Origin of the sequence: Antribacter soli (assembly GCF_021568775.1) — a bacterium.
GTDB classification, from domain to species: domain Bacteria; phylum Actinomycetota; class Actinomycetes; order Actinomycetales; family Cellulomonadaceae; genus Antribacter; species Antribacter soli.
In genome coordinates, this window is the sequence record NZ_JAKGSG010000029.1 from 74,464 (window position 1) to 100,655 (window position 26,192).

At 69.4% G+C, this 26,192-nt stretch carries 20 protein-coding genes; 7 read left to right on the forward strand and 13 right to left on the reverse strand.

The window, feature by feature from the left end:
* Positions 1-4: 4 nt before the first annotated feature.
* Positions 5-937, reverse strand: a complete 933-nt coding sequence (locus L1785_RS10010; protein ID WP_236089116.1) for an ABC transporter substrate-binding protein — start codon at positions 935-937, stop codon at positions 5-7.
* Positions 938-1,194: 257 nt separating this feature from the next.
* Positions 1,195-1,974, reverse strand: a complete 780-nt coding sequence (locus tag L1785_RS10015) for a GntR family transcriptional regulator (RefSeq protein ID WP_236089117.1) — start codon at positions 1,972-1,974, stop codon at positions 1,195-1,197.
* 121 nt (positions 1,975-2,095) lie between these two features.
* Here L1785_RS10015 and L1785_RS10020 point away from each other — a divergent pair, with 121 nt between their 5' ends.
* The 5 genes from L1785_RS10020 (at position 2,096) to L1785_RS23210 (ending at position 7,957) form a co-directional block, all read left to right on the forward strand.
* Positions 2,096-2,770 carry a haloacid dehalogenase type II gene (locus tag L1785_RS10020; RefSeq protein WP_236089118.1) on the forward strand — a complete coding sequence of 225 codons (675 nt, stop codon included), beginning with the start codon at positions 2,096-2,098 and terminating at the stop codon, positions 2,768-2,770.
* 23 nt (positions 2,771-2,793) lie between these two features.
* The gene (locus L1785_RS10025) at positions 2,794-4,071 is read left to right on the forward strand and encodes an NAD(P)/FAD-dependent oxidoreductase (protein WP_236089119.1); all 1,278 of its coding nucleotides are present in this window, start codon (positions 2,794-2,796) and stop codon (positions 4,069-4,071) included.
* A 14-nt stretch (positions 4,072-4,085) separates the two neighbouring features.
* Complete coding sequence (locus tag L1785_RS10030; protein WP_236089120.1) at positions 4,086-5,588, forward strand: aldehyde dehydrogenase family protein; 1,503 nt, start codon at positions 4,086-4,088, stop codon at positions 5,586-5,588.
* A 111-nt stretch (positions 5,589-5,699) separates the two neighbouring features.
* Complete coding sequence (locus L1785_RS10035; RefSeq protein ID WP_236089121.1) at positions 5,700-6,062, forward strand: cupin domain-containing protein; 363 nt, start codon at positions 5,700-5,702, stop codon at positions 6,060-6,062.
* 563 nt (positions 6,063-6,625) lie between these two features.
* Positions 6,626-7,957, forward strand: a complete 1,332-nt coding sequence (locus L1785_RS23210) for a glycoside hydrolase family 6 protein (RefSeq protein ID WP_236089122.1) — start codon at positions 6,626-6,628, stop codon at positions 7,955-7,957.
* Positions 7,958-8,039: 82 nt separating this feature from the next.
* On the opposite strand, the gene L1785_RS10045 is transcribed toward L1785_RS23210, so the two are convergent.
* From L1785_RS10045 to L1785_RS10070, 6 genes are all read right to left on the reverse strand, one after another.
* Positions 8,040-10,118 carry a glycoside hydrolase family 31 protein gene (locus tag L1785_RS10045; RefSeq protein ID WP_236089123.1) on the reverse strand — a complete coding sequence of 693 codons (2,079 nt, stop codon included), beginning with the start codon at positions 10,116-10,118 and terminating at the stop codon, positions 8,040-8,042.
* Between the two features lie 53 nt (positions 10,119-10,171).
* Positions 10,172-11,698: an alpha-L-fucosidase gene (locus L1785_RS10050; protein ID WP_236089124.1), complete on the reverse strand. Its 1,527-nt coding sequence runs from the start codon at positions 11,696-11,698 to the stop codon at positions 10,172-10,174.
* Positions 11,699-11,803: 105 nt separating this feature from the next.
* Positions 11,804-13,855, reverse strand: a complete 2,052-nt coding sequence (locus L1785_RS10055; RefSeq protein ID WP_236089125.1) for a glycoside hydrolase family 36 protein — start codon at positions 13,853-13,855, stop codon at positions 11,804-11,806.
* A 53-nt stretch (positions 13,856-13,908) separates the two neighbouring features.
* Positions 13,909-14,823 carry a carbohydrate ABC transporter permease gene (locus tag L1785_RS10060; protein WP_236089260.1) on the reverse strand — a complete coding sequence of 305 codons (915 nt, stop codon included), beginning with the start codon at positions 14,821-14,823 and terminating at the stop codon, positions 13,909-13,911.
* Positions 14,824-14,834: 11 nt separating this feature from the next.
* Positions 14,835-15,902, reverse strand: coding sequence for an ABC transporter permease (locus L1785_RS10065; protein ID WP_372461853.1), 1,068 nt, complete (start codon positions 15,900-15,902; stop codon positions 14,835-14,837).
* Between the two features lie 67 nt (positions 15,903-15,969).
* Complete coding sequence (locus tag L1785_RS10070) at positions 15,970-17,640, reverse strand: ABC transporter substrate-binding protein (RefSeq protein ID WP_236089126.1); 1,671 nt, start codon at positions 17,638-17,640, stop codon at positions 15,970-15,972.
* A 175-nt stretch (positions 17,641-17,815) separates the two neighbouring features.
* Here L1785_RS10070 and L1785_RS10075 point away from each other — a divergent pair, with 175 nt between their 5' ends.
* Positions 17,816-18,820 carry a LacI family DNA-binding transcriptional regulator gene (locus L1785_RS10075; protein ID WP_236089127.1) on the forward strand — a complete coding sequence of 335 codons (1,005 nt, stop codon included), beginning with the start codon at positions 17,816-17,818 and terminating at the stop codon, positions 18,818-18,820.
* A gap of 46 nt (positions 18,821-18,866) precedes the next feature.
* Here the strand turns inward: L1785_RS10075 and L1785_RS10080 are convergent, their stop codons facing one another.
* On the reverse strand, positions 18,867-20,507 hold the full coding sequence (locus L1785_RS10080; RefSeq protein WP_236089128.1) for a GH39 family glycosyl hydrolase: 1,641 nt from the start codon (positions 20,505-20,507) through the stop codon (positions 18,867-18,869).
* Between the two features lie 254 nt (positions 20,508-20,761).
* Here L1785_RS10080 and L1785_RS10085 point away from each other — a divergent pair, with 254 nt between their 5' ends.
* On the forward strand, positions 20,762-22,255 hold the full coding sequence (locus L1785_RS10085; protein ID WP_236089129.1) for a non-reducing end alpha-L-arabinofuranosidase family hydrolase: 1,494 nt from the start codon (positions 20,762-20,764) through the stop codon (positions 22,253-22,255).
* On the opposite strand, the gene L1785_RS10090 is transcribed toward L1785_RS10085, so the two are convergent.
* The 4 genes from L1785_RS10090 to L1785_RS10105 all read right to left on the reverse strand — a co-directional run bounded on the left by L1785_RS10090 (position 22,239) and on the right by L1785_RS10105 (position 26,064).
* Positions 22,239-23,426, reverse strand: a complete 1,188-nt coding sequence (locus tag L1785_RS10090; RefSeq protein ID WP_236089130.1) for an adenylosuccinate synthetase — start codon at positions 23,424-23,426, stop codon at positions 22,239-22,241. The two genes, L1785_RS10085 and L1785_RS10090, sit on opposite strands and share 17 nt — an antisense overlap.
* Positions 23,423-24,358 (reverse strand): hypothetical protein, encoded by a 936-nt coding sequence (locus tag L1785_RS10095; RefSeq protein ID WP_236089131.1) that lies wholly within the window; start codon positions 24,356-24,358, stop codon positions 23,423-23,425. The genes L1785_RS10090 and L1785_RS10095 overlap by 4 nt, the downstream gene beginning before the upstream one ends.
* A gap of 99 nt (positions 24,359-24,457) precedes the next feature.
* Positions 24,458-25,321, reverse strand: coding sequence for a hypothetical protein (locus tag L1785_RS10100; protein WP_236089132.1), 864 nt, complete (start codon positions 25,319-25,321; stop codon positions 24,458-24,460).
* Positions 25,318-26,064: an NUDIX hydrolase gene (locus L1785_RS10105; RefSeq protein WP_236089133.1), complete on the reverse strand. Its 747-nt coding sequence runs from the start codon at positions 26,062-26,064 to the stop codon at positions 25,318-25,320. Before L1785_RS10105 ends, L1785_RS10100 begins: the two co-directional genes overlap by 4 nt.
* Positions 26,065-26,192: the final 128 nt, after the last annotated feature.

A 26,192-nucleotide genomic window follows, 5' to 3' on the forward strand; every position in this document is an offset into this window, starting at 1 on the left:
CGATCTACTTCAGGAGCTCGGAGGTAGGAATCGCACCCGCGCCCAGCCCCCACCGGTCCAGCGCGGCCTGGTACGCCCCGCTGTCGATCAGGTCCTGCATCGCGGCGTGCAGCGCCGGTGTGAGCGGGGAGTCGTTGGGGAGACCAAGGGCGACGATGTCGTCGCCCTCCTTCTTCTGGTACTGCGGGGAGAGCAGCTCGAACGCCTGCGGCTGCTGCTTCGCTGCCCAAGCCAGCTGCGAGGTGTCGGAGAAGACGCCGTCGATCCGCTTGGAGGCGAGCTGGGTGAGTGCGCCCTGGACGTCCGCCAGGACCACGGCGTCGACGGGGTCCTGGCCATTGGCCTCGCACGCCTCGGAGATCTCGGGCAGGTATGTCTCCTGTTGCGAGCTACCGGTCATCACCGCGATCTTCTTCCCACACATGGACTGATCGGTCAGGCTCAGGTCCAGCGGGTTGTCCTTCGCCGCGATGAGAGACGACCCGGCCGACCAGTAGGTGATCATGTCCAGCACCTCCAGCCGCTCCGGCGTCGGAGTCATGTTGGTGGCGGTGAAGTCGTAGCGGTGAGCGGCGATGCCAGGGATCACTCCGTCCCAGGTCACGTTCTTGACCTCGACCTCGAGCCCGAGTGCCTCACCCAGCAGGTGGGCGATGTCGACGTTGTAGCCGACCGGCGTCTTGTTGTCCTCGGCGAGGAACGAGGTGGGCGGGTAGTGCAGGTCCGCGGCCATGGTGATCGTGCCACCATCCTGCAGGTCTGCCGGCAGCAGCTTGATCGCCTCCGGGCTGGGCTGCACCTGCGGCAGCTCCTCGGCGGAGGCGGCCTCGGCGCCAGGGGCATCCTGGGTGGCGGTCGTGGCGCCGCACCCGCTGGCCGTCATCAGCAGCGCGGCGCCAAAGACTGACGCTGCGAGCCTGCTTCGTTGCACTCTCATGGTCGTTTCCCTTCAGGCGGTGAATGGCTCGCCACATACAACCATGACGATCGCAGATTGTCGACACTCGCCTGTAAACATCTTGTTTCGCTGACGCCGGACGCTCGGAGCTCGGGAACGGCACTACGCCACCTCGAACGACGAACGCCCGCCACCGGGAGATCAACAGCGAAGGCTGAGAATCTCCAGGGACGGGCGTCGTCGAAGTGGCTCGCACGAGCGATGCCCACGCGGCTAGGTGGGCGGCGAGCACCGGATCAGCGAGGTCGGCTGGGCCCTCCGTTGCTGGACGGCGGCGCAGTGAGGTGGCTCGCGGCCACGGTCAGGTGATCGTTGATGGCCGTGAGCAAGACCTCTCGCTCACCCGCCGCCAGGGCGTCGATGAGGAGGCCGTGCTCGTCGATGAGCTCGTCACCGGACGGCATGGCGATCTCGAGCCTGTTGATGCAAGCCAGGGCCTGGGCCGAGAGGATGGAGTATGCGTCGTCGAGGCGCGAGTTGCCCGCGGAGGCGACCAATGTGGTGTGAAAGTCCAGGTCAGCGGCCGATATCTTCCGGTGATCGCCCTGCTTCAGCGCGCTGCGCAGCCTGTCCCGTGCAGCCTGCAATGCGTCGGTCGCACGGGCCCGAACGCCCGGCCCGCCGTCGATGATCCTGCTCGCCGCATGGCTCTCGATCGCGCATCGTGCGTCGTAGATCTCCCAGATGTCCGAGGCCGTGAAAGGCGCCACCGAGACACCCCGGTTGCGCGCAGAGACCAGCAGCTTCTGCTGGACGAGCTGTTGGAGCGCCTCCCGCACCGGGGCGCGGGACACGTCGAGCAGCTCGGCGATCCGGGTTTCGGCCAGTTGCTCGCCGGGCCTCAGTTGCCCCTCGATGATCATCTGCCGCAGCTCTTCGCTGATGCGATCAGAGGTCGACTTCCGTTCGAGCGTCTTCAGCTTACTCAGACCGGACACCGCCACGATCGACTCCCCTCGGTCACCGCCGGCACCGAAGGTCGGCTGCCGCCGCATTGCTTCCAGATTCTCCGCCACCAGAAGACAACTGTCAACGGCATGCTGCCGACTGTCGACAATCGTCAGAGTCTGCGCTATGTTCGCTGCGCGCCCACGTCGGCGCCTACACCACCACTCCGCACACCGATGGGAACGAACGATGTCGACCTCAATCCCCCGCCCCCAGTACGTGTCCTTCGACTGCTACGGCACGCTGATCTACTTCGAGATCGCCAGCACCACCCGCCGCCTGATCGGCGACCGTCTCACCGAGGACCAGATCGGGACCTTCCTCCGTCAGTTCAGCAAGTACCGCTACGACCAGGTCTGCGGCGAGTACTACGCCTACGAGCAGGTCCTGCACGACGCCTATGCGCGGACCTGCAAGAAGTGGGGGCTCGAGGTCAACGAGGACGCCGGCCGGCAGCTGGCCGCAGCCGTGCTCACCTGGGAGCCGCACCCCGACGTGCCGGTGCCGCTGAAGAAGCTCGGCGACAACTTCCCCCTCGTGATCCTGTCCAACGCCGACACCAAGTACCTCGACGTCACCGTCCCCAAGCTGGGCGCGGACTTCCACGCGGTCTACACCGCGGAGCAGGCCGGCTTCTACAAGCCGCGCTACCAGGCGTTCGAGTACATGCTCGACCAGCTCGGTGCGAACCCGGAGGACTTCCTCCACGTCTCCTCGCACACGCGCTACGACCTGATGCCTGCCGACGACCTCGGGTTCACGAACAAGGTCTTCCTCGACCGTGGGTACGACCCTCAGAGCCCGGCCTACAACTACACCACCGTGAAGTCCCTGGACGAGCTCAACTCGCTCCTCGGCATCTGACCCGGCGCACTCAGGAGCAACAGGTGAAGCTCACCCCCTACTGGCTCGACACCGCGACGCCGTCCGGTGACTACCGCCGGAACCCCGTGCCCGAGCGCGCCGACATCGCCATCGTCGGCGCAGGCTTCACCGGCCTGACCGCCGCCCTCGAGGCAGCGCAGCACGGCGCGTCCGTGGTCGTGCTCGACTCGCACACGGTCGGCTGGGGCGCCTCGGGTCGCAACGGAGGTATGGCCACCACCGGTCTCGCGATCGGGCTCGGCAAGGCCATCAAGCGCTACGGCCAGGAACGTGCCCTCGAGATGTTCTCGGAGTACAACCGGGCCATCGACACGATCGAGGAACTGGTGAAGGAGCACTCGATCGACTGCGACTTCCAGCGCTCCGGCAAGCTGACGCTGGCCATGAACGCCAAGCAGGTCGGCCAGATGCGCCAGACGCAGGAGACGCTGGCGAAGCTCGCGGACTACTCCGTGACCGTCGTCGACAAGCAGGACCTCCACAGCGAGATCGGCACCGACTTCTACGCCGGCGGCATGGTGGACCCGCTGGGAGCCGGGGTCCATGTCGGCAAGTTCGCGCACGGTCTCGCCGAGGCGGGCACTCGCGCAGGGGTCACGATCTGCGAGAACGCCGAGGTCACCGAGCTGGCCGCCCGTCCAGGAGGCGGCCATGCGGTCCGCACGACCCGCGGCGTGGTCAACGTCGACCGGGTCCTGGTCGCGACCAGCGGCTACACGGGATCGCTGACGCCATGGCTCCAGCGCCGGACCATCCCGGTCGGCAGCTTCATCATCGTGACGGAGCCTCTGCCGCTCGAGACGGTCCAGCGGATCCTGCCTCGCGGCCGGCAGGCCGCCGACAACAAGATGCTCACCTACTACTTCCGCATCACGCCGGACAACCGGTTGCTCTTCGGTGGCCGGGCCAGGTTCGCGCTGTCCAGCCCGGACTCCGACCTCAAGAGCGCCGAGATCCTCAAGAGCGCGATGAGCACGGTGTTTCCCTACCTCTCCTCGGCGCGCGTCGACTACACCTGGGGCGGGCTCGTCGACCTCACCATGGACCAGATGGTGCATGCCGGGGAGCGCAACGGGGTGCACTACTCGCTCGGTTACAGCGGCCACGGGGTCCAGATGGCGACCTACATGGGCAAGCAGATGGCGCTGTCGATGCTCGGGAAGCCGTCGCGGAACCTGTGGGAGCACCTGCCGAACCCCGCCGTTCCCGGCCACTTCGGACCGCCGTGGTTCCTTCCGATCATCGGCGGTTACGCCAAGGTCGTCGACCGGTTCAGCTGACGAGGAGTCCAGACATGAGCGCATCCAACCAGTGGGCGGTGACCGAGGAGCTCGCCGACGTGCCTCGGCTCGTCGGCGACCCCTTTCCCGACCTGTCGGTGCCCGGCGGGGCCTTCATCAACGGCTCCTGGCAGCGCGACGACCTCGGGCTTCCGGTCACCGACCCGGAGGACGGGCGGCTGCTGGGATACGTCGCTGACTCGACCCCGGCGGACGTCGCGGCCGCGGTGTCCGGCGTCCAGGAGTCGCTCGGAGGAGAGGACTGGCCGCTGTGGGCCCGCAGCGAGGCCCTCCACCAGGCGTCACGGCTGCTGGCGCAGGACTCCGCCCGGTTCGCCCACCTCATCGCCTCCGAAGGTGTCAAGACGCTCGCGGAAGCGCAGCGCGAGGTGGTCCGCTGCGTGGAGACCCTGCGGCTCTCCGCCGAAGCCGGGCCGGTGCTCACCGGCGAGACGATCCCGTTCTCGGCGAGCCGGAACGGTCGCGGCAGGATCGGCTGGTTCACCCGCGAGCCTGTCGGCGTGGTCGCCGCGCTCACGTCGTTCAACGACCCGCTCAACCTGGTGGCGCACAAGCTCGGGCCGGCGCTGATCGGCGGCAACGGCGTCGTCCTCAAACCCTCGGACCACACCCCGCTCACGTCGTTGGCGTTCGTCGATCTCCTGCTCTCGGCCGGCGTTCCGGCCGGACGAGTCGCCGTGGTCTGCGGAAGCGCCCGGGCCGGGCAGGCCCTGGTCACCGACGAACGGGTCGCGCTCGTGTCCTTCACCGGCGGGCCGAGGACCGCGGCGAAGATCACCGCCGCCGCGGGACCCCGGAAGATGCTGATGGAGCTCGGCGGGAACAACCCGACGATCGTGTGCGCGGACGCGGTTCTCTCCGACGCCGTCGAGGCGGTCGTCGACGGCGCGTTCGGCGTCGCGGGACAGAACTGCCTGTCGGTCCAGCGTGTCTATGTCCAGGCCTCGGTCTACGACGAGTTCCTCCACGACACCGTCGCCCGAACCAGGAAGCTCAGGGTCGGCAGCAAGCGTGACCCGCAGACGGACGTCGGTCCGCTCGTCAGCGACGCGGAAGCACAACGCGTCGAGGTGTGGGTCGGCAGGGCGGTCGCCGACGGGGCGACGGTCCACGCCGGCGGGACCCGACGCGGCGCCTTCTACGAGCCGACGGTCCTCACGGGCGTCGCCGAGGGCTCGCAGGTGCTCACCGACGAGGTCTTCGGCCCGGTCGTGACGATCATCCCCTTCGAGGACCTCGACTCCGCCATCTCGGCGTCCAACAGCAGCGAGTACGCGCTCCAGGCCGGGGTCTTCACCCGGTCGGTCGAGACAGCGTTCTTTGTGTCCGCCCGGCTGGTCGTGGGCGCCGTCGTCGTCAACGGCACGAGCGACCTGCGCGTGGACTCCATGCCGTTCGGCGGCTTCAAGAACTCGGGCATCGGACGAGAAGGCGTGCAGTTCGCCGTCGAGGCCATGACGGAACCGAAGGCCACGATCGTGAACCTGGTCTCCTGACGTGGCTCTGCACCGAAGCACGACCACCGTCGTCCGGTCCGGGAGCTCCCGGTGACCGCCCCCACTGCACCCTGCCTCGCGACAATCGACCAGCTCGGCCAAGGAGTCCCCATGCGTTTCGTCCACCACCCCGCCGCCACGGTCACCGGACCGCTCCAGCCCAAGGGCCAGCGACCGGGTGCGGACTCGGGAGACCCTCAGATCTCGTCGGTCGCTTTCGACGCGCCCGATGACGTGCGGGTAGGCGTATGGCAGTGCGAGCCAGGGGGCTGGCCTGTCCGGAACCGGCCCGACACCGAGACCTGCTACATCCTCAGCGGTCGCGCGACGATCACTGACGCTGCGACCGGCGACCGCTACGAGGTCGTCGCCGGGGACGTCATCGTGCAGCCCAAGGGCTGGTCCGGCCGGTGGGACGTCACGGAGACCGTGCGCAAGGTCTACTCCATCGGGGTTCCCGCAGCGGACGGGTGATCGCGCACCCACCGCGTGGCCCAGGTCGCGACCCACCCACCGCCGAGGTAGTCGGTCCGTCCGACGGCGGTACTACCTCGGCGCGGGATCTCGACCGACGTAGTGCCGCCGTCCGACGGCGGGGCGCGCCGAGACAACCTTGACGTCCCGGAGAAGCGACTGAGAGGCTATCTCGCGGCCAGAACGTGGAAGCGCTCCCACAGCAGCCGCCGTTGACCAGACACCGCCGTCTTTGCAGGTCAAAGGAGATCTGATGTTCCCATTCACACGCATCCGGGCACGCCGGACCATGGTCGCGGGGGTGGCCGTCGCGGCGGGTTTCACGACCGGCCTCGCCCTGGCGGGCCCCGCGCTCGCGACGCCGCAACAGCCCAACGCGACCGAGACGTCGTCGGACAGCGAGCCGGACCGGCTCTACGTGGACCCGTTCAGCTCCACCTTCTCTGCCGCGGCCGGACTCGAGGGCCAGGCGAAGGCCGACGCCCAGCGCTTGGGCAGCTTCCCCACGGCGACCTGGCTGACCTCGGGGGGCCCCGGAGGAGGTCGCCGCCCAGGCCGCCGACGTGGTCGGTCGTGCGAACGCCGAGGGCGCGATCCCGACGCTCGTCGCGTACAACATCCCCTTCCGTGACTGCGCCCAGTACTCCGCGGGCGGTGCCACGACCCCCGCCGAGTACGAGGCGTGGATCGACGGCGTAGCGGAGGGCATCGGCGACGGGACCGCCTTCGTGATCCTCGAGCCCGACGGACTCGGGATCATCCCGCACCACACCAGCATCGACGGGACCATGGAGTGGTGCCGACCGGCCGAGGCCGACCCGGCCACGGCGGCCCAGGAGCGCTTCGACATGCTCAACCACGCTGTCGACGCGCTCGGCGGACTGCCGGGCACCAAGGTCTACCTCGACGCAGGTCACAACGGGTGGCTCAACGTCGGCGACAACACGTCGCGCCTTCTCCGGGCCGGTGTCGAGCGGGCGGACGGCTTCTTCCTCAACGCCTCGAACTACCAGTTCACGGCCAACCTCACGGCCTACGGCACCTGGATCTCGTCCTGCATCGCCTACGTCACGCAGGTGAGCGCCGGCGACTACGGCAGCTGCGGCAATCAGTACTGGAACGGCGGCCCCGCCACCGGCTGGTCCGGCGTGGCGATGAACAACCACGACGAGTGGTCGGCGGGCAACTCCGACCCGGCCCTGAACACGGACGGGGTGGACTCGCGGTACGCGTCGATCCTCGGGTCGGTGGAGCCGTCCACCCACTTCGTCGTCGACACGTCGCGCAACGGTCTCGGCCCGTGGGACGCGCCCGACGGCGTCTACAGCGACGCCGAGGACTGGTGCAACCCGCCGGCCCGCGGCCTCGGCTCGGCGCCCACGCTCGACACCGGTAACCGGCTGGTGGACGCGCACCTGTGGATCAAGGTCCCCGGTGAGTCCGACGGCAGGTGCTTCCGCGGCACCGGCGGCCCGCTCGACCCCGAGCGCGGCATCGAGGACCCCGCGGCCGGCGGCTGGTTCGTGGAGCAGGCGCGCGAGCTGATCGAGCTGGCGGCGGTGCCCGTCCCGGCGTCGGCCTGCGCCGTCACCTACGACGTGCACGGCGCGTGGCCCGGTGGCTTCACCACCCAGCTCTGGGTGGAGAACACCGGCACCACGTCCGTGGACGGGTGGGACCTCCGGTTCGACCTGCCGGCCGGCTCGACCGTCGAGCGTGGCTGGAGCGGGACCTGGGCCCAGTCGGGCACCGTCGTGACCGCCGGAAGTCTGCGGTGGAACGCCGTGCTCGAGCCCGGGCAGCCCACAACGCTCGGCTTCGTCGGCCGTGGCGCCGCCTTCGAGCCGGGCTACGTCACGCTCGACGGGGCGCCGTGCACGGTCAACGTGGGCTGAGCGCGAGCGGGTAAGACAGAGGGCCCCGGTGGTCGCGACGACCGGGGCCTTCTGTCCGCCCCCTCCGTGGGACTGCGGCGTGTCAGGGCACGAGGAACCCGCGGAGCTCGGGCAAGGCGCCGTCACGTGTGAACACGGGAACCAGGTGTCGTGGGGCCTCGGCCTCGATCCACTGACCACCGGCGTGCACGGCACCCGTGTGCAGGTCGGTCCAGCGCGCGCCCGCGGGCAGGTACACGGACCGCGACGTCGCACCGGGCTCGGTGACCGGCGCGACCAGCACGTCCGGTCCGTGCATGAACTGGTCACCCACGTCCCACGCCTGCGGGTCCTGGGGGAAGTTGTGGAAGAGGCCCCGCATCACGGGCTGCCCGTCCTCGTGCGCGGAGCGCATCACCGCACGGGTGTAGTCGCGCAGGCGCTCACGCAGATGGACGTAGCGCGCGAGGATCTCGTAGTTCTCGTCGCCGAAGCTCCACAGCTCGTTCCCGGCGCCCGACGGTAGCCCGCGCGTGCCGTCAGCCGCGACGACCGGCACCTGCGGGCCACGGTCTCCGTGCAGGCGCATCACCGGCATGAACGCGCCCATCTGGAACCAGCGGACCAGGAGCTCCTGGAACGCCGGGTCGTCGGTGTGCCCGCCGCCAAAGCCGCCGATGTCCGTGGTGAACCACGGCACGCCCGCGGCGCCCATGTGGATACCCGCAGGGATCTGCCGGCGCATCGCCGCCCACGACGAGTGGATGTCACCCGACCAGACGAGCGCCCCGTAGCGCTGGCTGCCTGCCCATGCGCAGCGCACCAGGTTGACGATGTCGGTCTCGCCGTCGCCCTGCTGACCCTCGAAGACAGCGCGGGAGAACATCTGCGGGTAGAGGTTGCTGACCTCGACCGCCTGGCCCGCGTGGTAGCGGTAGGCGCCGAAGTCGTACAGCCCGAACTCGGGCTCGGCCTCGTCCAGCCAGAAGGTGCGGATGCCGTGCCGGCCGTACCCGGACCGAAGCTTGTCCCACAGGTACGTCCGCGCCCTGGGGTTGGTCGCGTCGACGAATCGGCTCGGCCCCCCGAACCACATCTGGACGTCGATGCCCCGGTTGCTCTGCACCAGCAGACCCTGGCGGGACATCTCGTCGAAGTTCTCCGACGCGAGCGCGACCTGGGGCCACACGCTGACCATGAGCTCGACGCCCATCGTCCGCAGCTCGTCGACCATCGCGCTCGGGTCGGGCCAGAACTCCTCGTCGAACCGGAAGTCGCCCATGGCCGGCCAGTGGAAGAAGTCCGCGACGATGACGTCCAGCGGCAGGCCGCGTCGGTGGTGCTCCCGCGCGACCTCGAGGAGCTCGTCCTGAGAGGCGTAGCGCAGCTTGCACTGCCAGAAGCCGAGCCCACGTTCGGGCATGACCGGAGCGTGCCCGGTCGCGTCGGCGTACGCCCGGGTGATCTGCGCCGGAGTCTCGCCCGCCGTGACCCAGTAGTCGATCTGGCGGGCGGACTCAGCCGACCACTCGGTGCCGTTGCGGCCGAACGTCGCTCGCCCGATGGACGGTGAGTGCCACAGCATCCCGTAGCCCGTGCTGGAGATGACGAACGGGACACTGGCCTGCGAGTTGCGGTGCGCCAGCTCGAGCGAGCACCCCTTGAGGTCGATGTGGTCCTGCTGGTACAGGCCCATCCCCACGAGCTTCTCGTCGGGCGGGCTCTCCAGAAAGAGCGCGGCCTTCCCTCCGCCTGCGGCGAGCGCGTCATAATGGCGCGCGTGCAGGGCGAGCGCGCCGCCGGAGCCGCGCTCGGACAACAGCTCGCGGCCGTCGGCGTCCTGGAAGCTGACGCGACATCCGAAGCGGCGCTGTCCACTCTGCCAGTGGTAGAAGTCGTCCGCGGTCAGAACGACGCGCAGTCCCCCGTTGACCAGGGTGGCGACGTCACCGTCGACCTCGATGCGCGCATGCTCCGCCTCCGGCGCCGGGAGCAGCGCCCAGTCGGCGTCGACGACCTCCCCCATCGCCGACCGGACGCGCGCGCTGTTCGGTCCCCACGGCTCGACGACGAGCACTTCTCCGCCTCCGCGCCAGGTCAACCGCGTCCCGTCCATCTGCCAGGGGGTGACGACAGGTGACTCAGGCCCTCGGGTCGCAGGCGGCTCGGTCATTGTGGTCATGCCGCAACTTCCTTGATTCGGTGGCGATTGAGAACGGGCTGCGGCAGGCTGCGTCATTGGTGCAGGAAGTCCGTGCGCGGCGGGGTGGTCTCTGCCTCGAGGAACAGTTTCACCACAGCGGCGCGAGAGGTCTGGACGACGAGCTCGCCGGCTGTCTGTTCCCACGCGACGGGACCTGATTCGCCCAGGATCGTGACGTCCTTGACCCGGCGGGTGAGCAGCCCCGCGCCGCTGCCGAAGGCGCGGATGCGCAGCTCGTCGTTGTCGGGTTCGGCGAGGGGGATGGCATAGACGTAGTCGCCGGTCACGTGGGCGCGGGCGGTGAAACGGAAGTCGGCCCCGGTGAACGTCCGCGACTCTCCGTCGACGAACGACCCGGCAGCCACCTGTGTCGGTCCCTCACCGGAGATGACCCAGGGCCTGGTGCCGTAGATCGCTTCGCCGTTGGTGGAGAGCCAGTCACCGATCGTCAGCAGGAGCTCCTGCTCGGCCGCGGGGATGGTGCCGTCAGCCTTGGGGCCGACGTTCAGGAGCAGGACGCCGTTCTTGGAAACGACATCGGCGAGCTCGACGATCACGTCGTGGGCGCTCTTGTACTCGTGGTTCCGCACCCAGGACCACGCGGTCTTCGACACCGAGGTGTCGTTCTGCCACACCGTGGGGCGGATCTCGCCCATCGTGCCGCGTTCGATGTCGTAGACCGCGGAGCCCTCGGCGAAGGCGTCCCACTTGTAGTTGATGACGACCTCGCGACCCCAGGCGGCCGCGCGGTTGTAGTAGTAAGCGGCGAGCTTCGTCAGATACGGCTTGAAGGCGGGCTGCTCGATCCACCAGTCGAACCACAGGACCTGCGGGCGGTAGCGGTCGATGATCTCGACGGTGCGCAGCAGCCAGTCCTCGAGGAAGCGCTCGCTCGGCGCCGTCTCCTCGCGCTGCGCCGGGCCATAGAAGTCCTGTGTCTGCGCGGCGAGCACGTCGGAGTCGAACTTCGTTCCCCCGTTCATGAAGAACCAGTGCTCGGCACGGTGCGAGGAGGCGCCACGCACCATCCACGCCCGGTCGGTGGCGGCGCTCAGGTCTCCGAACACGTCACGCTCGGGTCCCATCTGCGCAGCGCTCCACCGGGAGCGTTTCGTGTCGTACATCGCGAAACCGTCGTGGTGCTCAGCGACGGGCACGACGAACTGCGCACCCGCCCGCCGGAACAGCTCCGCCCATTCGTCGGGATCGAACTGGTCCATCGTGAACGAGGGAATGAAGTCCTTGTACCCGAACCGGCGATGGTCACCATAAGTTGCGACGTGATGCTCGAACTCCGCGGTGCCCTCGCGGTACATGTTGCGCGAGTACCACTCGTTGTTGAAGGCGGGGACGGAGTACACGCCCCAGTGGATGAAGATGCCGAACTTCGCGTCCTCGTACCACTGCGGGGGCGTATAACCGCGCAGAGACTCCCAGGTGTCCGTGTAGGGGCCGGCATCGACGACGGCTTGAACGTCGGCAAGAGCTCGGGTGTTGTCCGCGACATCGACCGGAGCCGGCAGCGCGCCAAGGTCCAATGGGGGCAGAGACTCGGTCAAGAGCGTTCCTTTCGATTCAGAGGTGGACAAGTCATCGCCCACCGGATGCTCTGGCTTGGATCGCGGCGACGAGTTGTCGCCACCTCAGCGGCGGCTTCCGCATGGTCACTCCACCTCGAAGATCCGGGCGGCGGGACCGGCGGGCACCTCGACGACCGGCAGGCCTTCGGCCGTGCGGATCGTCCACTCCGGCAAGGCGACCGGATAGACCTGCTTGACGGCCCGCCCACGCAGCCCTGGCAGAGTGATCTCCGCGGCCGCGCCGCGCGACCACAGCGCCAGCAGCGACTCGGAACCGGCGTCGAGCTGCAGTGCGATCACGTCGTCGTCCCACCCCGGGAGGCCGAGCGGCCACACCGGGTGCGCCTCGGCGATGCGGTGCCGCCAGTCCTTGTGAAGCGCGACGGCTTCGCGCACCAGCGCGAACCGCTCGGAGTCGAGCCCGCCCAGGAACCCGGAGAGGTAGAGCCGGCCCATGACGCCCGCCGTCATCGCGAACGCTGTCTCCTCCACGCTCATCGACGTTGCCGGATAGGCCCAGTTCCCGGCCTGCTCGGGGAGGACGCTCGCGGGCGCGGCGGCGGCGATCGGCGCGTACCGCCGGAAGTCCTGCTGGTCGCTGGTGGACTGCAGGTGCGCCACGGACAGCAGGTTGTAGTCCATGCGCATCCCGCCCGAGGAACAGCTCTCGAACAGAATTTCCGGGTGCCGCGCCTGGGCGTCGCTCAGCCAGTCGCGGTAGGCCCGGGTGTGTCCCAGGAGCCCGGCTCCGGGGCCGGCGGCGGTCACGTCGGTGCCGACGCCCGAGTTCACGTTGTAGTCGAGCTTGAAGAACTCGATCCCGAACTCGTCCACGAGCCGGTCAACGGCCTCGTCCAGGTGGGCGCGCGCCGCCGGGTGGCGGAAGTCGAGCTGAAGATGCCCGTTCCCGCTGACCCGTCGGCCGAACCGCTGGAAGAACGCCTCCTCTGGCAGCTGCTGCGCCACCGGCGAATCGACGCCGACCGCCTCCGGTTCGAGCCAGAGCCCCGGGCGCATCCCGTTGGCGCGGATCGCGTCGATGACCGAGATCAGGCCGCCGGTGAACAGCCCGGGGGCCTCGCGCCAGTTGCCGGCGTCGGTCCACCAGTTGCCGTGGCCGAACCATCCGGCGTCGATGCAGAAGTACTCCGCGCCCGCTCTCGCCGCCGCCTCGATGAGCGGCAGCTCCTTCTCCGTCGACGGACCGGCCATGAGCGTGTTCATGAAGTCGTTGTAGACCACGGGTAGCCCCGCATCGACCGGGCGCAGCTCGCGGATCGCGCGCCGGTAGTCGGTCAGCGCCGCGAAGACCGCGTCCCGTCCGCCGTCCGCGACGCAGATCCCGGCGGGCACCGTCGTGAACTCGTCGCCGGGCGCCAGGCGCTCGGCGAACTGGTGGTACAGGTCGGTCGGGCCGTACACGCCGACGGTGACCGCGCCCTCGTTCTGAGTCGCCTCCCAGTGCCAGCCCGCGCTGGTCTCGACCTGCCAGGCGATCGAAGGCCCGTCACTGATCGCGAGGACTCCGGTCGGCAGGAACTCGCCGCTCGAGAACGACCCGTGGCTGGTCACCGCGAAGTTCCCGCGATTGCGCCGGCCGTGGAACTCCGGATTGACATTCGGCAGCAGCTCCGCGATGGGACGCTGCTGCCAGCGCCCTTCGGCGAGCCATTCGCTCTCGCCCCAGAGCAGGTCGTGCGCCCCCTCCGGGACGGACACCAGCCCGGAGCTCACTGAAAGGAGCATGAGATCGCCCAGGGCGCCGTTGCGAACGGTGTGCCGGATCTGGACACCCGGTCCTGCCGCCCGGAAGACGCTGGTCACCGCAAGGCCGCCCTCCGGATCGTGCTGGCGAATCCGCAGCTCGTCGCCGTGCGTCTCGTGACCCGTGTAGCGGAGCCGCTGCCCGGCTCCCCACAGCAGGAGGCTCTGGTTGGGGCGGTCGCGGTGCTCCCCGGCGGTGCTCACGTCGACGATCGCCGAGGGCGCGGCCAACGACTCGGAATCCGGGCCGGTCGACCAGTGGACGAGCCGGACGGGGTGGTCGTCGCCGTAGTCGAACCGCAGGTGCAGTCCGGGGTGGGCCCACTCGATGGCGGGTTCGCGGTCACGGTGCTGCGGGTCGGTCGATGTCACTGTCCAACTCCCATTCGTCACGCCTGGAGCATGTCGGCCTCGCCAGGGCCAGGTCAGCCCTTGACGGAACCGAGCATCACGCCGGAGACGAAGTGGCGCTGGACGAACGGGTACACGACCAGGATCGGCAGGATCGCGAGAACCATCGTCACGGCCTTGATGTTCGCCGAGATGGCCGCGCCCGTCGTCCCGATGGCCGCTGCGCTCTCCGCGGTGGTCGTCGACGCCCCCGCGATGAGGTTGCGCAGGTAGAGCGACATCGGGAAGAGCTCGTTCTTGTCGAGGTACAGGAACGCCGAGAACCAGTCGTTCCAGTACGCCACCGAGTAGAACAGCACCATGGTCGCGATCACGGCCTTCGACAGCGGAAGCACGATGCGCACGTAGATCCCGAACCAGCCGAGTCCATCGAGCTGCGCTGCCTCCTCGAGCTCACGGGGAAGGTTCTCGAAGAAGGACTTCATGACGAGGAGGTTGAACACCGACAGTGCACCGGGCAGGACGACCGCCCACATCGTGTTCTTCAGACCCAGCGACGAGATCAGCACGTAGTTGGGGATTATCCCGCCGTTGAAGAACATGGTGAAGACGGCGATGCCGATGAGGACGTTGCGTCCCCGGAGGTGCTGCTTGGAGATCACGTAGGCGAAGGTCGTCGTGAGGATCATCGCGACCACCGTGCCGACGACGGTGTACAGCACGGTGTTGCCGTAGCTCGTCCAGAACCGCTCGTCCTGCGTCACCGCGCGATAGGTCTCGATATTGAAGTCCACCGGTACGGCGTTCACCAGGCCTGCCTTGATCGCTCCGGCGCTCGAGAATGACTGTGCGAGCAGGGTGATGAAGGGGTAGAGCACCACGAGGCAGACGAGGACCAGAACGCCCGCGTTGAGCCCGGTGAACAGCCGGTACCCCTTGGAGTCGCGCGGTCCGATCGGCACGCCCGCTCGGGGGCCGGCCGGAGTCATCGCATCAGAGGTCACCACAGGCTTGCTCCCACCACTCGCCGCGAGACGAAGTTCGCGGACAGGACCATGACAAGGCCGATGCAGGCCTGGAACAGGCCGATCGCCGCCGCGTAGCTGAGGTTGTTGGACACCAGACCGACCCGGTAGAGATAGGTGGAGATGACGTCCGCGGTCGAGTACGTCAGCGGGGTGTACAGGAGGAGCACCTTCTCGAACCCGACGTTGAGAAACGTGCCGATGTTGAGGATCAGCAGGGTGACCATCGTCGGACGGATGCCCGGTAGCGTGACGTGCCACGTCTGACGCCACCGGTTGGCGCCGTCGATGCGCGCCGCTTCGTAGAGCGAGCTGTCCACGGTGGTCAGGGCTGCCAGGTAGAGGATCGTTCCCCACCCGACCGTCTGCCACACCTCGGTCCCGACGTAGATCGCCCGGAACCACTCGGGCCGCTGCAGGAACGGGATCCCCTCCCCTCCCATCGCCTCGACCACCTGGTTCACCGTGCCCTGGAGCGAGAGCAGCTGCATCGTCATGCCGGCGACGATCACGATCGACAGGAAGTGCGGCAGGTAGGAGACCGACTGCACGACCCGCTTGAACGCCGTCTTCCGGACCTCGTTGAGCAAGAGGGCCAGGACGATCGGCAGCGGGAAGCAGATGGCCAGGGTCAGACAGCCGAGGATCGCGGTGTTCGCGAAGACGTGCCAGAACGTCGGGTCGTTGATGAACATCTCCACGTACCGGAGCCCGACCCACGTCTCGCCGAAGATGCTGCCGCCAGGGCGGAACCGGCGGAAGGCGATGACGTTGCCGGCCACCGGCAGGTACCGGAAGACCACCAAGAAGGCGAGGGGCAGCAGCGCCATCAGGTACAGGACACCGTCCCGACGAAGCGTCTGACGCCACGAGACCCTCCCCGCGCGTGGGCGCCTGCGGAGTCGGCCGTGTCGAACGCCGGCAGTCCCGTCGCCCGACCCCGGGGCCGGCCCCGGCGCAGACCGCGGCGTCGGAGCGGGCGCGGTCCGCAAGGCGCCCTCGGTGCCGACCGCGCCACCCGTGCTCTCGTCCGTCACGTCCATGTCCCCACCTCCAAGGAGCCCGGTGGGGGCGTCGACGACGCCCCCACCGGGTCTACGACTCGAACGGTCAGCCGTTCTTCTCGGCGAAGCGCTCGTACGCGCCGTTGATCAGGTCCACGTACTCCTGGAGGTTCTGCGCCTCCAGCTCGGCCACGTACGCGTCCCACTCGCTCAGGGGACGCTCACCGAGGACGAACTTGAGAGTGTTGGTGTCGACCGTGTCCTTGAGGGGCGTCGCCAGCAGCGACGCCTGTTCGAGCTCGAGCTCGTCCAGCGGCGCCGGCGGGAACGGGTCACGTGGCGTGCGCGTGGAGAGGACGGAGTCGATGTAGTCGACGAACTCGGGGGTGTTGTAGGACTGCTTGAGCGCGCGGGACTCGGTCGAGTCGGCGAGGACGTTGTTGGAGTAGCCGAGGTCCGTCTGGATGTCGGTCTTCCCGTCGGGGTTGATGTTGAAGGCCCCCAGCGAGTAGTCCGGCGCCAGCGTGTACGTGCCGTCGGCCGACTTCGTGTAGGTCTCGCCCTCGACGCCCCAGCGCAGCAGGTCCCGCGCCTCGGCGCTGTAGTAGAGCCAGTCGAGGAACTGCAGCTTCGCGACGAACTGGGGGTCGTCCTTCGCGTCCGCCGTGATCATGAACCCGTTCCAGAAGTTGCGCGGCTCGACGATCTGTCCTGCCTGACCGCCGGGCGGGGCGATCTCGACGAGCTCGTATGTGCCCTTCGCGTCCGTGGCGTCGAGCGCCGTGGCGAAATCCTGGACCGTGCCGTTCGAGCCTGACGCGGCGAACACCTGTCCCGCGGCGAACTTCTCGGTCACCGTGCCCATGCCGTCGTTCGCGGCGGTGAAGGACTCGGTGTCGAGAAGACCGTCCTCGGCCAGGCCGTTGAAGTACTCGAGCATGTCGCGGTAGCCGTCACTGGTGGCGGCGTACTCGAACGTCCCGCTCTCCTCGTCGAAGAAGGTCCCGTTGCCGAAGCCCCAGCCCGCGACGGTCCCGAAGGCGTGCGCGGCGTAGTTGAGCATCGACTGGCCCTCGAAGCCGTCCGCCAGCGGCTTGCTGTCGGGGTACTTCTCCTTGATCATCGCCAGGCCCTCGCGCAGCTCGTCCCACGTCTCCGGGACCGGGGCGCCGACCTCGTCGAAGACGTCCTTGCGGATGATCAGCGTGAAGGTCGGGACGGAGACCTCCTGCAGGCCCGGCATCATGTAGTACTTCCCGTCCGCCTGGCGGAGGTTCTCGACCATCGCGCCCAGGTCCCACTCCTCGACGCGCTTCTGGAAGTTGGGCATGTACTCCACGTAGTCGCTGAGCGGCAGCACCGCGCCGGAGGCGGCGAACTGCTGCTCCTCGCCGGTGTAGACGAGCGGGATGACCTCGGGCGCGTCGCCAGAGCTGATCAGGAGGCTTCGCTTCTCCACCGCGTCGCTGAACGGGACGTTCGTCAAGTCCAAGGAGACGTTCGTGCGCTTCTCGATCTCGTCGAAGATCTGCCACGAGTCCGTGATCGGGACGTCGGGCCAGTCGGTCCAGAGCATCGAGAGATTCACGGGTTCGGTCGCCCTGAACGTGGTGTCGGCGGCGTAGTCGGTCATCACGCCGGCGTCGTTGTCGGTGCCCGCCTCGTCGTCGGTGCCCGCGGTGCACGCGGTCAGACCGATCAGCGCCGTGGCCGTGGCGAGCGCCGTCAGGCGCCGCCCGACGCGGCGCATCGGACCTGATGTCAGATCACGCTTCATGTCTCTCCTTTGAGAACTGCCCGGGCGCTGTTGACCGAGACCAAGCCGTGACGGGATGCAAGAGCGCCTCTCATCCCATCCGGGATTTTAGCGTTAAACTAGGAGCAAACCGGGGACGCCGTCAAGGTCTTGGAACGAGGCGTGCGACCAGCACGATGCCCGCAGGAGGATGCTGATGGTGACGATGTCAGATGTCGCGCGCGAGGCGGGCGTCTCGGTCATGACCGTGTCGAACGTCCTCAGCGACCGGCGCCCGGTCGGCGCGCCCACGCGCGCGCGAGTCCTCGCGGCCGTGGAAGCGCTCGGCTTCGAGGTGAACCTCACCGCCCGCCACCTGCGGGCGGGGCGGACCGACACGGTCGCACTGATCGTCCCGAGCTTCCACGACTACTTCGGCGAGGTTGCCGACGAGATCGCTCCCCTGGTCGAGGCCGAGGGACGGCATCTGGTCCTCGAACGGACGAGCGCCAACCCGGAGCACGAGATGGAGTCGCTCAGCGTCGCGCGGCTACAGCTCTACGACGGCGTCCTGCTGTCGGTAGCCGCACTGGACCGTGACCAGCTCGACCGGGTCCGGACGCCGAAGCCGATCGTGCTCCTGGGCGAGCACGAGGTGCCTGATCGCTTCGACCACATCAAGCTGGCGAACGAGGAAGGCGCGCGGCTCGCGACCTCCCACATGATCGAGGGCGGTTCTCGCCGGATCCTCGCGCTCGGCGCCGCTTACGAGAGTGCCCACAAGATGACGACGGACCGGCGGGTCGGGTGGGAGACGGCGCACCGCGAGGCCGGCCTGCCCGTCGACGAGCGGTACGTCGTGCCCGTCACCACCTACTCGTCGCAGGGCGCCCGCGAAGCCCTCCTCGACGTCGTCGCGTCCGGCCTGCCGTTCGACGGTGTCTTCGCCGTCACTGACGTCATCGCCCTCGGAGCGGTGGCCGCGCTGGCCGAGAGCGGGCTGCGCGTGCCTGACGACGTCCAGCTCGCGGGGTTCGACAATCTCGACGTGTCGAGCTTCGTCCCTCCGGGGATCACCTCGATCGATCCCAACCACCGGGGCGTCGCGCAGGACGCCGTCAGGCTGCTACACCGGCGGATGGCCGATGCCGCGGCGCCCGCGGAGCACATCGTCGCGCCGGTCCGTCTCGTGGTGCGCGGATCCACGCGGGGCGGGCGGTAGACGACCCGCCGCGCGATTCAGCGCGCGATCGACCGTGCGTGCGGTCTCACAGGATTGTCGCCGGAGCGATCGAGACGACCGCCCAGGCGGGAAGCTCCAGGTCGATCTCGAGGATGCCGTGCTCGGAGACGGTCAGGACGCTGCGACCGAGGTTGTCGGCGACCTCGCGCAGCTCGGCGGTCTGCGCACGGGAGAGGTTGAGGGGCGCGCCCATCCGGTACCAGGCCTCGGCGACGTTCCCGTGGTCCCAGTCGAGGACCTCCACGGCGAGCTCCACGCCGGGGGCGAGCCCGGCGATCGTGTGGCGGATGCGGCGGGTGGGCCCGACCTCGGCCAGCGCTCGCGTGCCCGCGTAGGTGTTCCACGACGCGAGGCCGGCCTTCCCCATGCCCTCGGGATAGTTGTAGAAGATCGCCGCCACGTCTCCCGTGCTCGACGAGCGGGTGATGGCACCGTCGGGCAGCTCCAGGAGGAGGCGGTCGCCGAGGCGGGCGAGCATCGCCATTGCGTGGAATGTCGGCTTGTGCAGGCCCTGCTCGTTGACGAGGCCGAAGCCGCCGTGGAACGGGCCGATGCCGCCGCCGCCCTCCTCGAAGACGTCGGTGAACGTCCAGTACGAGATGGAGTCCGCCAGCGCCGCTCCCTTGAGGAACGCGCGCACGATGTACGGCGCCGCGAAGAGCGTGTCGTGGATCGCGTCGCGGCTCGACGGCGATGTCGACCACTCGGTGATGTGCAGCTCAGCCTCGGGGTAAGGGCTCTCGGCGACGAGGTCGCGCATCCTGCGCAGGTCGAGGTACGTGGCATCGACCTGACGCGAGATCGCCTTTCCCCGGCCCGTCGAGTCGGCCGCATGGTCTGTCGGGTACAGGTGGGTCGAGAGGAAGTCGACCGGGACGTGACGCTCGGCGCACCAGTCGAGGAACTCGCGGATCCACACCGGCTGCCAGTCGAGCTCGTCCGGGTTCGCCGCCTCGGCGGTCGCGACCTCGAGCGACGGATCGTGGTACTCGCCGGCGTAGCGCGCGTCGGGCACGAACACGCTCGTCGACGGGCCGCCGACCCGGAGCTGCGGGTCGATGGCCTTGATCGCCCTGGCCGTCGCCTCGTAGAGCTCGAAGTACTGGGTACGCGTCCCGGTCCAGAAGTGCGGGACGAGGTTGGGCTCGTTCCACACCTCGAACGGCCAGGCCCGCACCTCGTCCAGGCCGTAGCGGTCGATCCAGTGCCGGACGGTCGTGGTGACGAGCTCGACCCATCGGTCCAGGTCCTCGGGCGGGCTGCAGTGCGCCTTCCACCAGAAGAGCGTCTCGGTCTGGCTGGCCAGCTCGCGCGGCATGAATCCGAGCTCGACGAACGGGCGTGCTCCCGCGTCGAGGATCGCGTCGAAGACCTTGTCGACGTAGGCGTAGGTGTACACGGGCTCGGGCAGCTCCTCGGGCGGCCCGAATCCCCCGCCGTTGCTCGTCCGGTACACGAACATGTCGTCGTGGAACAGTCCGTGGAAGCGGACGTGGCGCGCGCCCAGGACGTCGACCGCCTCGCGGAAGTGGGCCTGCCAGTCGGCACGCAGCGCCTCGTTCGCGCGGCCGGCGCCGACGCACTCGTTCCAGACGTGGCGCAGCACGGTGTCTGTCGCCGGGCGCCCGTCGATCTGGAGTGTGGACGGCGACGTGTCGTGAGGCATGAAGAACTCCTTCGGTCTGCATGGTGGCTGCGATCCGCCATCGGCGATCTGCGCCTTGTGCACGACTAATCGTATGTGTAACGTTAAAGCGAACCACTGCCGGGTTCTCTCGCAACAAAGTTGTTAGCGCTAACACCCGGGCCTCTCACCGTCGTGCCGATGAGGTGCACGACGAGGCCGCGCCCAGATGAACCGACAGTTCCGCCGCTGCGCCACGGGACGGGGCGGAACACGACAGAGAGCAGGAGCGAAGGATGAGCAGAAGAAGGTCCATCGCAATTCATGCACTGGGGGTCACCACCGCCCTGGTGCTGGGCTTGGTGGCGGCGACAGCACCGATCCAGGCCCCTCCGGCCGCCGCTGCGAGCGGCAACCTGCTGACGAACCCCGACATGGAGAACGGAACGACCGGCTGGTCGGTCTTCGGCGCCGGGTCGCTGGCGTCCGTCACGAGCCCGGTCCACGGCGGGTCCCGCGCGCTGTCGCGGACCGGTCGCACGTCGGCGTGGAACGGCCCGGCCCAGACCGTGACCTCCGTGCTGACGAACAACAACAGCTACACGGCGAGCGTGTGGGTGCGGTCGGAGAGCGGGACCCCGACCGGCCGGGTCACGTTGCAGGTGACCGCAGGCGGCACGACGAACTACGTCAACCTGGCGCAGGGGACCGTGAACTCCTCCGGCTGGACGCAGCTGACCGGCACCACGAACGTGTCCTGGACCGGGACGCTGTCGTCCGCCACGTTCTACGTGGAGTCGGCCGCGGGTACCGACAGTCTCTTCATCGACGACGCCTCGCTCGTCAACAACTCGACGCCGCCTTCCGGGACGTGCGACCTGCCGTCGACCTACCGCTGGACGTCCACCGGCGTCCTCGCGACCCCGAAGGCCGGCTGGGTGTCGCTGAAGGACTTCACCACGGCGCCGTACAACGGCCAGCATCTCGTCTACGCGACGACCCACGACTTCGGCAGCACGTGGGGCTCGATGAACTTCAGCCTCTTCAGCAACTGGTCCGACATGGGCTCCGCCACGCAGAACACGATGTCGTCCGCGACCGTGGCCCCGTCGCTCTTCTACTTCGCCCCGAGGAACATCTGGGTGCTCACCTACCAGTGGGGCCCAGGGGCCGCCTTCTTCTACCGGACGTCGAACGACCCCACGAACGCGAACGGCTGGTCGTCCCCCAGCGTCCTCTTCTCCGGGACCATCTCCGGCTCCGGCACCGGTCCCATCGACCAGACGATCATCGGTGACGGGTCGAACATGTACCTGTTCTTCGCCGGGGACAACGGGTTCATCTACCGGGCCAGCATGCCGATCGGCAACTTCCCGGGCAGCTTTGGCAGCTCGTCGACCGTCGTCATGAGCGACACCACGAACAACGGGTGGAACCTGTTCGAGGCGCCGCAGGTCTACAAGCTCCAGGGCCAGAACAAGTACCTCATGATCGTCGAGGCCATCGGCGCCAACGGCCGGTACTTCCGCTCGTTCACCGCGACCAGCCTCTCCGGCTCGTGGACGCCGCAGGCCGCGACGGAGAGCAACCCGTTCGCGGGCAAGGCCAACAGCGGTGCCACCTGGACCAACGACATCAGCCACGGTGAGCTCATCCGCAGCAGCGCCGACCAGACCATGACGATCGACCCCTGCAACCTGCAGCTGCTGTACCAGGGCCGTTCCCCCAGCTCCGGTGGGGACTACGGCCAGTGGCCGTACCGGCCGGGCCTGCTCACGCTGCAGCGGTAGCCCCGGACGCGTCACCGGGACGAACGCCGCGCACCCGGACCGGGTGCGCGGCGTTCACCACGCGCCGGTCCTCCCGCGCGGGCCCTCGCCCCAGCATGAGCACCGGCCCGAACGCGTCCAGCGGCAGTCGGCCCTCCGTCGTGACGAACCTGTCGAACACGTCGGCATGGGACACGGCCAGCACGTCGGCCATCGTCTGGTCGACGGCGGCGCGGAGCAGCGCCGCGTCGATGGCGCCCGTGCGGAACGCCCCCGCGAACGTGTCGTCGCCGTTGTGGGGCTCGAGCGGCCGAAACGGGAGTGCATCCTCGCCCGGCAGCGGCCCGGCCCCGTGCCGGGTGGCGTAGGTCCGGGTGCAGCCGACGGTCCGCACCCGCTCGATCCCTGCCGCGCGCGCCAGCTCTCGCGCGTTGGCCGGGGTCGTCGTGGACCACGTGGTGTGCGGCTGGAAGCCGAAGCTCTCGTCGAGCCAGAAACCCTGCGCGCCCTCGAACACGGTGTGCCCGGTGCGCAGCTCGTCGAGCAGGCGGCCCCGGTCCACGACCGTGAACGCCGCCGCAGCCTCGCACTGAGCCCGCGCGGCGGCGGCGACCCTTCCGGTGCTCGCCCAGGTGGTGTCGAGCACGCCTTCGGCCACGAGGGCCTCGGCGACGGCGACGGTCTTGGCCACGAACACGACGGGACGGGAGAGGTCGGCGGCGCGCGGGGCGTCGTCGGGCGCGGCGAGGCCGAAGGCGACCGTCTCACCGAAGCCCGTCCCGGTCGAACCGTGCCGGGCCGCTCCGCGCGCCGCCTCGCGTGCGTGGTTCGCGGCCATGTGCGCCGCCGTCGTGACGAGGCAGGCGCCGTCCACATGCAGGACGGGGGCGAGCCCGAGGCGCACGAGGGCCGCCCGCTCGGCCGCGGCCGCCGTCGGTTCCACCGTGCAGTAGCCGGACACCCAGGTGGCCACGCCCGAGAACGAACCGGACCCGAAGGATGCGAACGTGTGGTGCCGACCGCCGACGACGACGTTGTGCGCGGCCTGCTGCCCGCCGTTGAAGCGAACCACGCGGTCCGCGCCGGATGCGGCGGCGAGGGCGTCGACCGTGGCGCCCTTGCCCTCGTCGCCGAACCCGAGGCCCACCACCACGTCCGCGGTGGCGGGCCGGGACGTGGCGGGTGCAGTCATCGCAGGCCCACCGCCGGGCGCCGGGCCGCGAGGCTCTTCCCGACGCGGAGCGCGACCTCCCGGCCGGCGGCGACGGTGAGGTCGTCCGTGATCGTCGCGAGATCCTTGCCCTCCTCGAAGCCGACGATCGCGGCGATCGTCTCCGCGATGGCGGTCGGGTCCTGCACGATCGTCAGCGAGTCGGGGCCGAACAGCCCTTCGTAGAACTCCTGGGAGCGCTGCTGCAGGGCCGCCGCGTTGTTGATCAGCAGCACTCGCACGTTCCAGGTGCGGGAGACGTCCGCAGCGATCGTGGCGACGTCCAGCCCGCCCAGCGGCTGCGGGTCGCCGACGAACCGGCGCACGTGCTCGGCCGTGATCGGAATCTGCTTCTCGTCCGCTATGAGGAAGACGTAGCCCTTCCGGCCGCGCTTCTCCCAGGCGTCGGTCACCGTGTGGTGAGCGAGGTAGTAGAGCAGCAGGTTGCTGGTCTCGCCGTCGTTGCCGCCACCCCCGCCCTCCAGGAGAAGCCGGTCGAGGTTCTCGTCGATCCGGTTGTCCGACTCGAACTGGCTCACCTGCAGCGGCACCCGGTCGCACGTGGCGTCGCCGTAGGTGGCCACGGCGACCTGCGGGTCGGTGGCGTAGCCCTTGTCGACCAGCAGGCCGAACAGGGTCGCCAGCTTCTGCTGCACGACGCGCGGCACCGAGCCCATGGACCCGGTCGAGTCGAACCCGACCACGATCGGCAGCGACGCCGCGTGCTCGGCGCTGTCACGCGACTCGCGGAGGTTCCTGCCATCCCTGCCGAGCCGCGTGGGGTCGAGGTCGGGGTGCGCCTCGTACTTCCCCGACCGGCGCGCCGCCCGGTCGTAGCCGAACGTCGCCCCGGACGCGGCGCGGGCCCCCGTCACAGCGTCATAGGTGTCCCTGCTCCAGCTTCCGCCACCCATCGCCTTCTCCTTCCGTGCCCGATTCACTCTCACCTTTTATATGGTCAGTGTGACCATATCAATCGAGTCGGGTTGAGCACAAGACCCGCCGTCGGCGGCCTACAGGGACGGGGACGGCGGCTCGGGCAGGGGGTGCCACGCCGGCGCGCCGTAGAGGCTCCGGGCCGCGCCGGCGACGTCGCGCAGCAGGTCGGACGGGAGGCCGGGGCCGGTCGCATGGCGACGCAGCACGTCCGCGAGCGGGGCGTCGACGTCGGCGACCTCGAGCACCGTCGCAGCAGTCTGGGCGACCGCGAGACGGGGGTCGACGCGGGCACCGCCCAGCCAGCGCGGCGGCGTGGCCGCCCGCGGCGCCACGGCCATCCGGTCCCCGATCCGGACTGCCGACCACCAGCCGTCCAGGCGCAACCCGTGCTCCTCGGGGCACAGCACCACGGTCCCCGGGTGGATGTCGCCGTGCACCCAGCCGACCTCGGCGGCCAGCTCGATCGCCGCGGCCGTACGCTTGGCGACCCACACGGCGGTGCGGGAGTCGAGCCGCCCGACGTCGGCCAGGAACCACCAGCGGGCCGCGCCACCGTCGTCGTAGGTGACGAGCCTCGCCCCGGTGCGCGACGCCCCGGGCGCCGCGGCCATCCGCGTGAAGAACCTCGGGTGGCGGGTGCGCGCGAGGTCGCCGTGGGCGCGGTCCGCGACGTCGACCAGGTCCTCGAAGCCCGGCTCCGGGGTCCACACCAGGCGGCCGGGGCCGTCGCGGCGGGCCGTGGCGAGCCGCAGGGCGACGTCGGGCCCGTCGTAGAGGGCGGTCACGTGCGCAAAGGCCGCACCCGCGAGCGGGCTCGCGCACAGGTCCGGGTGCAGCGCCCGGCGCAGCGCGCGCAGTCCCGCGGTGGTGCGCGGGACGCCCAGCTCGGCCCACGTGGTCGCGGCCAGCACCGTGGCGGGCGTGAGGACCGGCGTCACCGCTCGCTCCCCTCGCCCCGCACGATGCGGGACGGGCGCCGGAACGGCGGGACGATCTCCGCCGCCCCGCCCGCCCGGTAGAGCTGCGCACGCGGCCCGGGCACGCCCACCCGAACCTCGTCGACCGGCTCGACGAAGCCCGGCACGGCGAGCACCTTGCGCCGGAAGTTCTGCAGGTCGAGGGCCTCGCCCCACACGGCCGCGTAGACGGCACGCAGCTCGCCGAGGGTGAAGACGCGCGGGAGGAACGACGTCGCCAGGGTGGTGTACTCGAGCCGCGACCGGATGCGCTCGACCGCGTCGGACAGGATCTGGGCGTGGTCGAAGGCGAGATCGATCTCGCCGTCGGTCACGTCATCGACAGCCCACCAGCGGGCCGCGACCGCGTCGCTGCCCGCGACCGGGTCCGGGAGGTCCGGGGCGAGCGCGACGTAGACGACCGAGACGACGCGCATGCGGGGGTCGCGCTGCGGGGCGGAGTAGGTGCGCAGCTGCTCCAGGTGCACCGGCGTCGCGAGGCCGATGCCCGTCTCCTCGACCAGCTCCCGCCGCGCGGCAGCGTCGGCGTCCTCGTCCGGCTGGACGAAGCCGCCGGGCAGCGCCCACGCACCACGGAACGGCTGCTCGCCGCGCTCGACCAGCAGGACATGGACGCGCCCACCGCGCAGCGTGGCGATCACGACGTCGACCGTGACCGCCACCGGCGGGTAGTCGCGCGGGTCGTACTCGGTGGGTTCCTCCATGGCGGGTTGCTCCTCGCTCGTCCAATAGGGTCACAGTGACCTTATCAGGAGGAGTGGTGTGTCCGGCCAGTGGCCGTCCCTGCCGCGTCCAGCGGCAAGTGCGTGTGGCACCACCCTCACTACGCTGC

Coding starts and splice junctions, on each gene's coding strand:
- L1785_RS10010 (WP_236089116.1), bottom strand. CDS start 937: ATGAGAGTGCAACGAAGCAGGCTCGCAGCGTCAGTCTTTGGCGCCGCG.
- L1785_RS10020 (WP_236089118.1), top strand. CDS start 2,096: ATGTCGACCTCAATCCCCCGCCCCCAGTACGTGTCCTTCGACTGCTAC.
- L1785_RS10030 (WP_236089120.1), top strand. CDS start 4,086: ATGAGCGCATCCAACCAGTGGGCGGTGACCGAGGAGCTCGCCGACGTG.
- L1785_RS10035 (WP_236089121.1), top strand. CDS start 5,700: ATGCGTTTCGTCCACCACCCCGCCGCCACGGTCACCGGACCGCTCCAG.
- L1785_RS10045 (WP_236089123.1), bottom strand. CDS start 10,118: ATGACCACAATGACCGAGCCGCCTGCGACCCGAGGGCCTGAGTCACCT.
- L1785_RS10060 (WP_236089260.1), bottom strand. CDS start 14,823: ATGACTCCGGCCGGCCCCCGAGCGGGCGTGCCGATCGGACCGCGCGAC.
- L1785_RS10065 (WP_372461853.1), bottom strand. CDS start 15,902: ATGGACGTGACGGACGAGAGCACGGGTGGCGCGGTCGGCACCGAGGGC.
- L1785_RS10070 (WP_236089126.1), bottom strand. CDS start 17,640: ATGAAGCGTGATCTGACATCAGGTCCGATGCGCCGCGTCGGGCGGCGC.
- L1785_RS10075 (WP_236089127.1), top strand. CDS start 17,816: ATGGTGACGATGTCAGATGTCGCGCGCGAGGCGGGCGTCTCGGTCATG.
- L1785_RS10080 (WP_236089128.1), bottom strand. CDS start 20,507: ATGCCTCACGACACGTCGCCGTCCACACTCCAGATCGACGGGCGCCCG.
- L1785_RS10085 (WP_236089129.1), top strand. CDS start 20,762: ATGAGCAGAAGAAGGTCCATCGCAATTCATGCACTGGGGGTCACCACC.
- L1785_RS10090 (WP_236089130.1), bottom strand. CDS start 23,426: ATGACTGCACCCGCCACGTCCCGGCCCGCCACCGCGGACGTGGTGGTG.
- L1785_RS10095 (WP_236089131.1), bottom strand. CDS start 24,358: ATGGGTGGCGGAAGCTGGAGCAGGGACACCTATGACGCTGTGACGGGG.
- L1785_RS10105 (WP_236089133.1), bottom strand. CDS start 26,064: ATGGAGGAACCCACCGAGTACGACCCGCGCGACTACCCGCCGGTGGCG.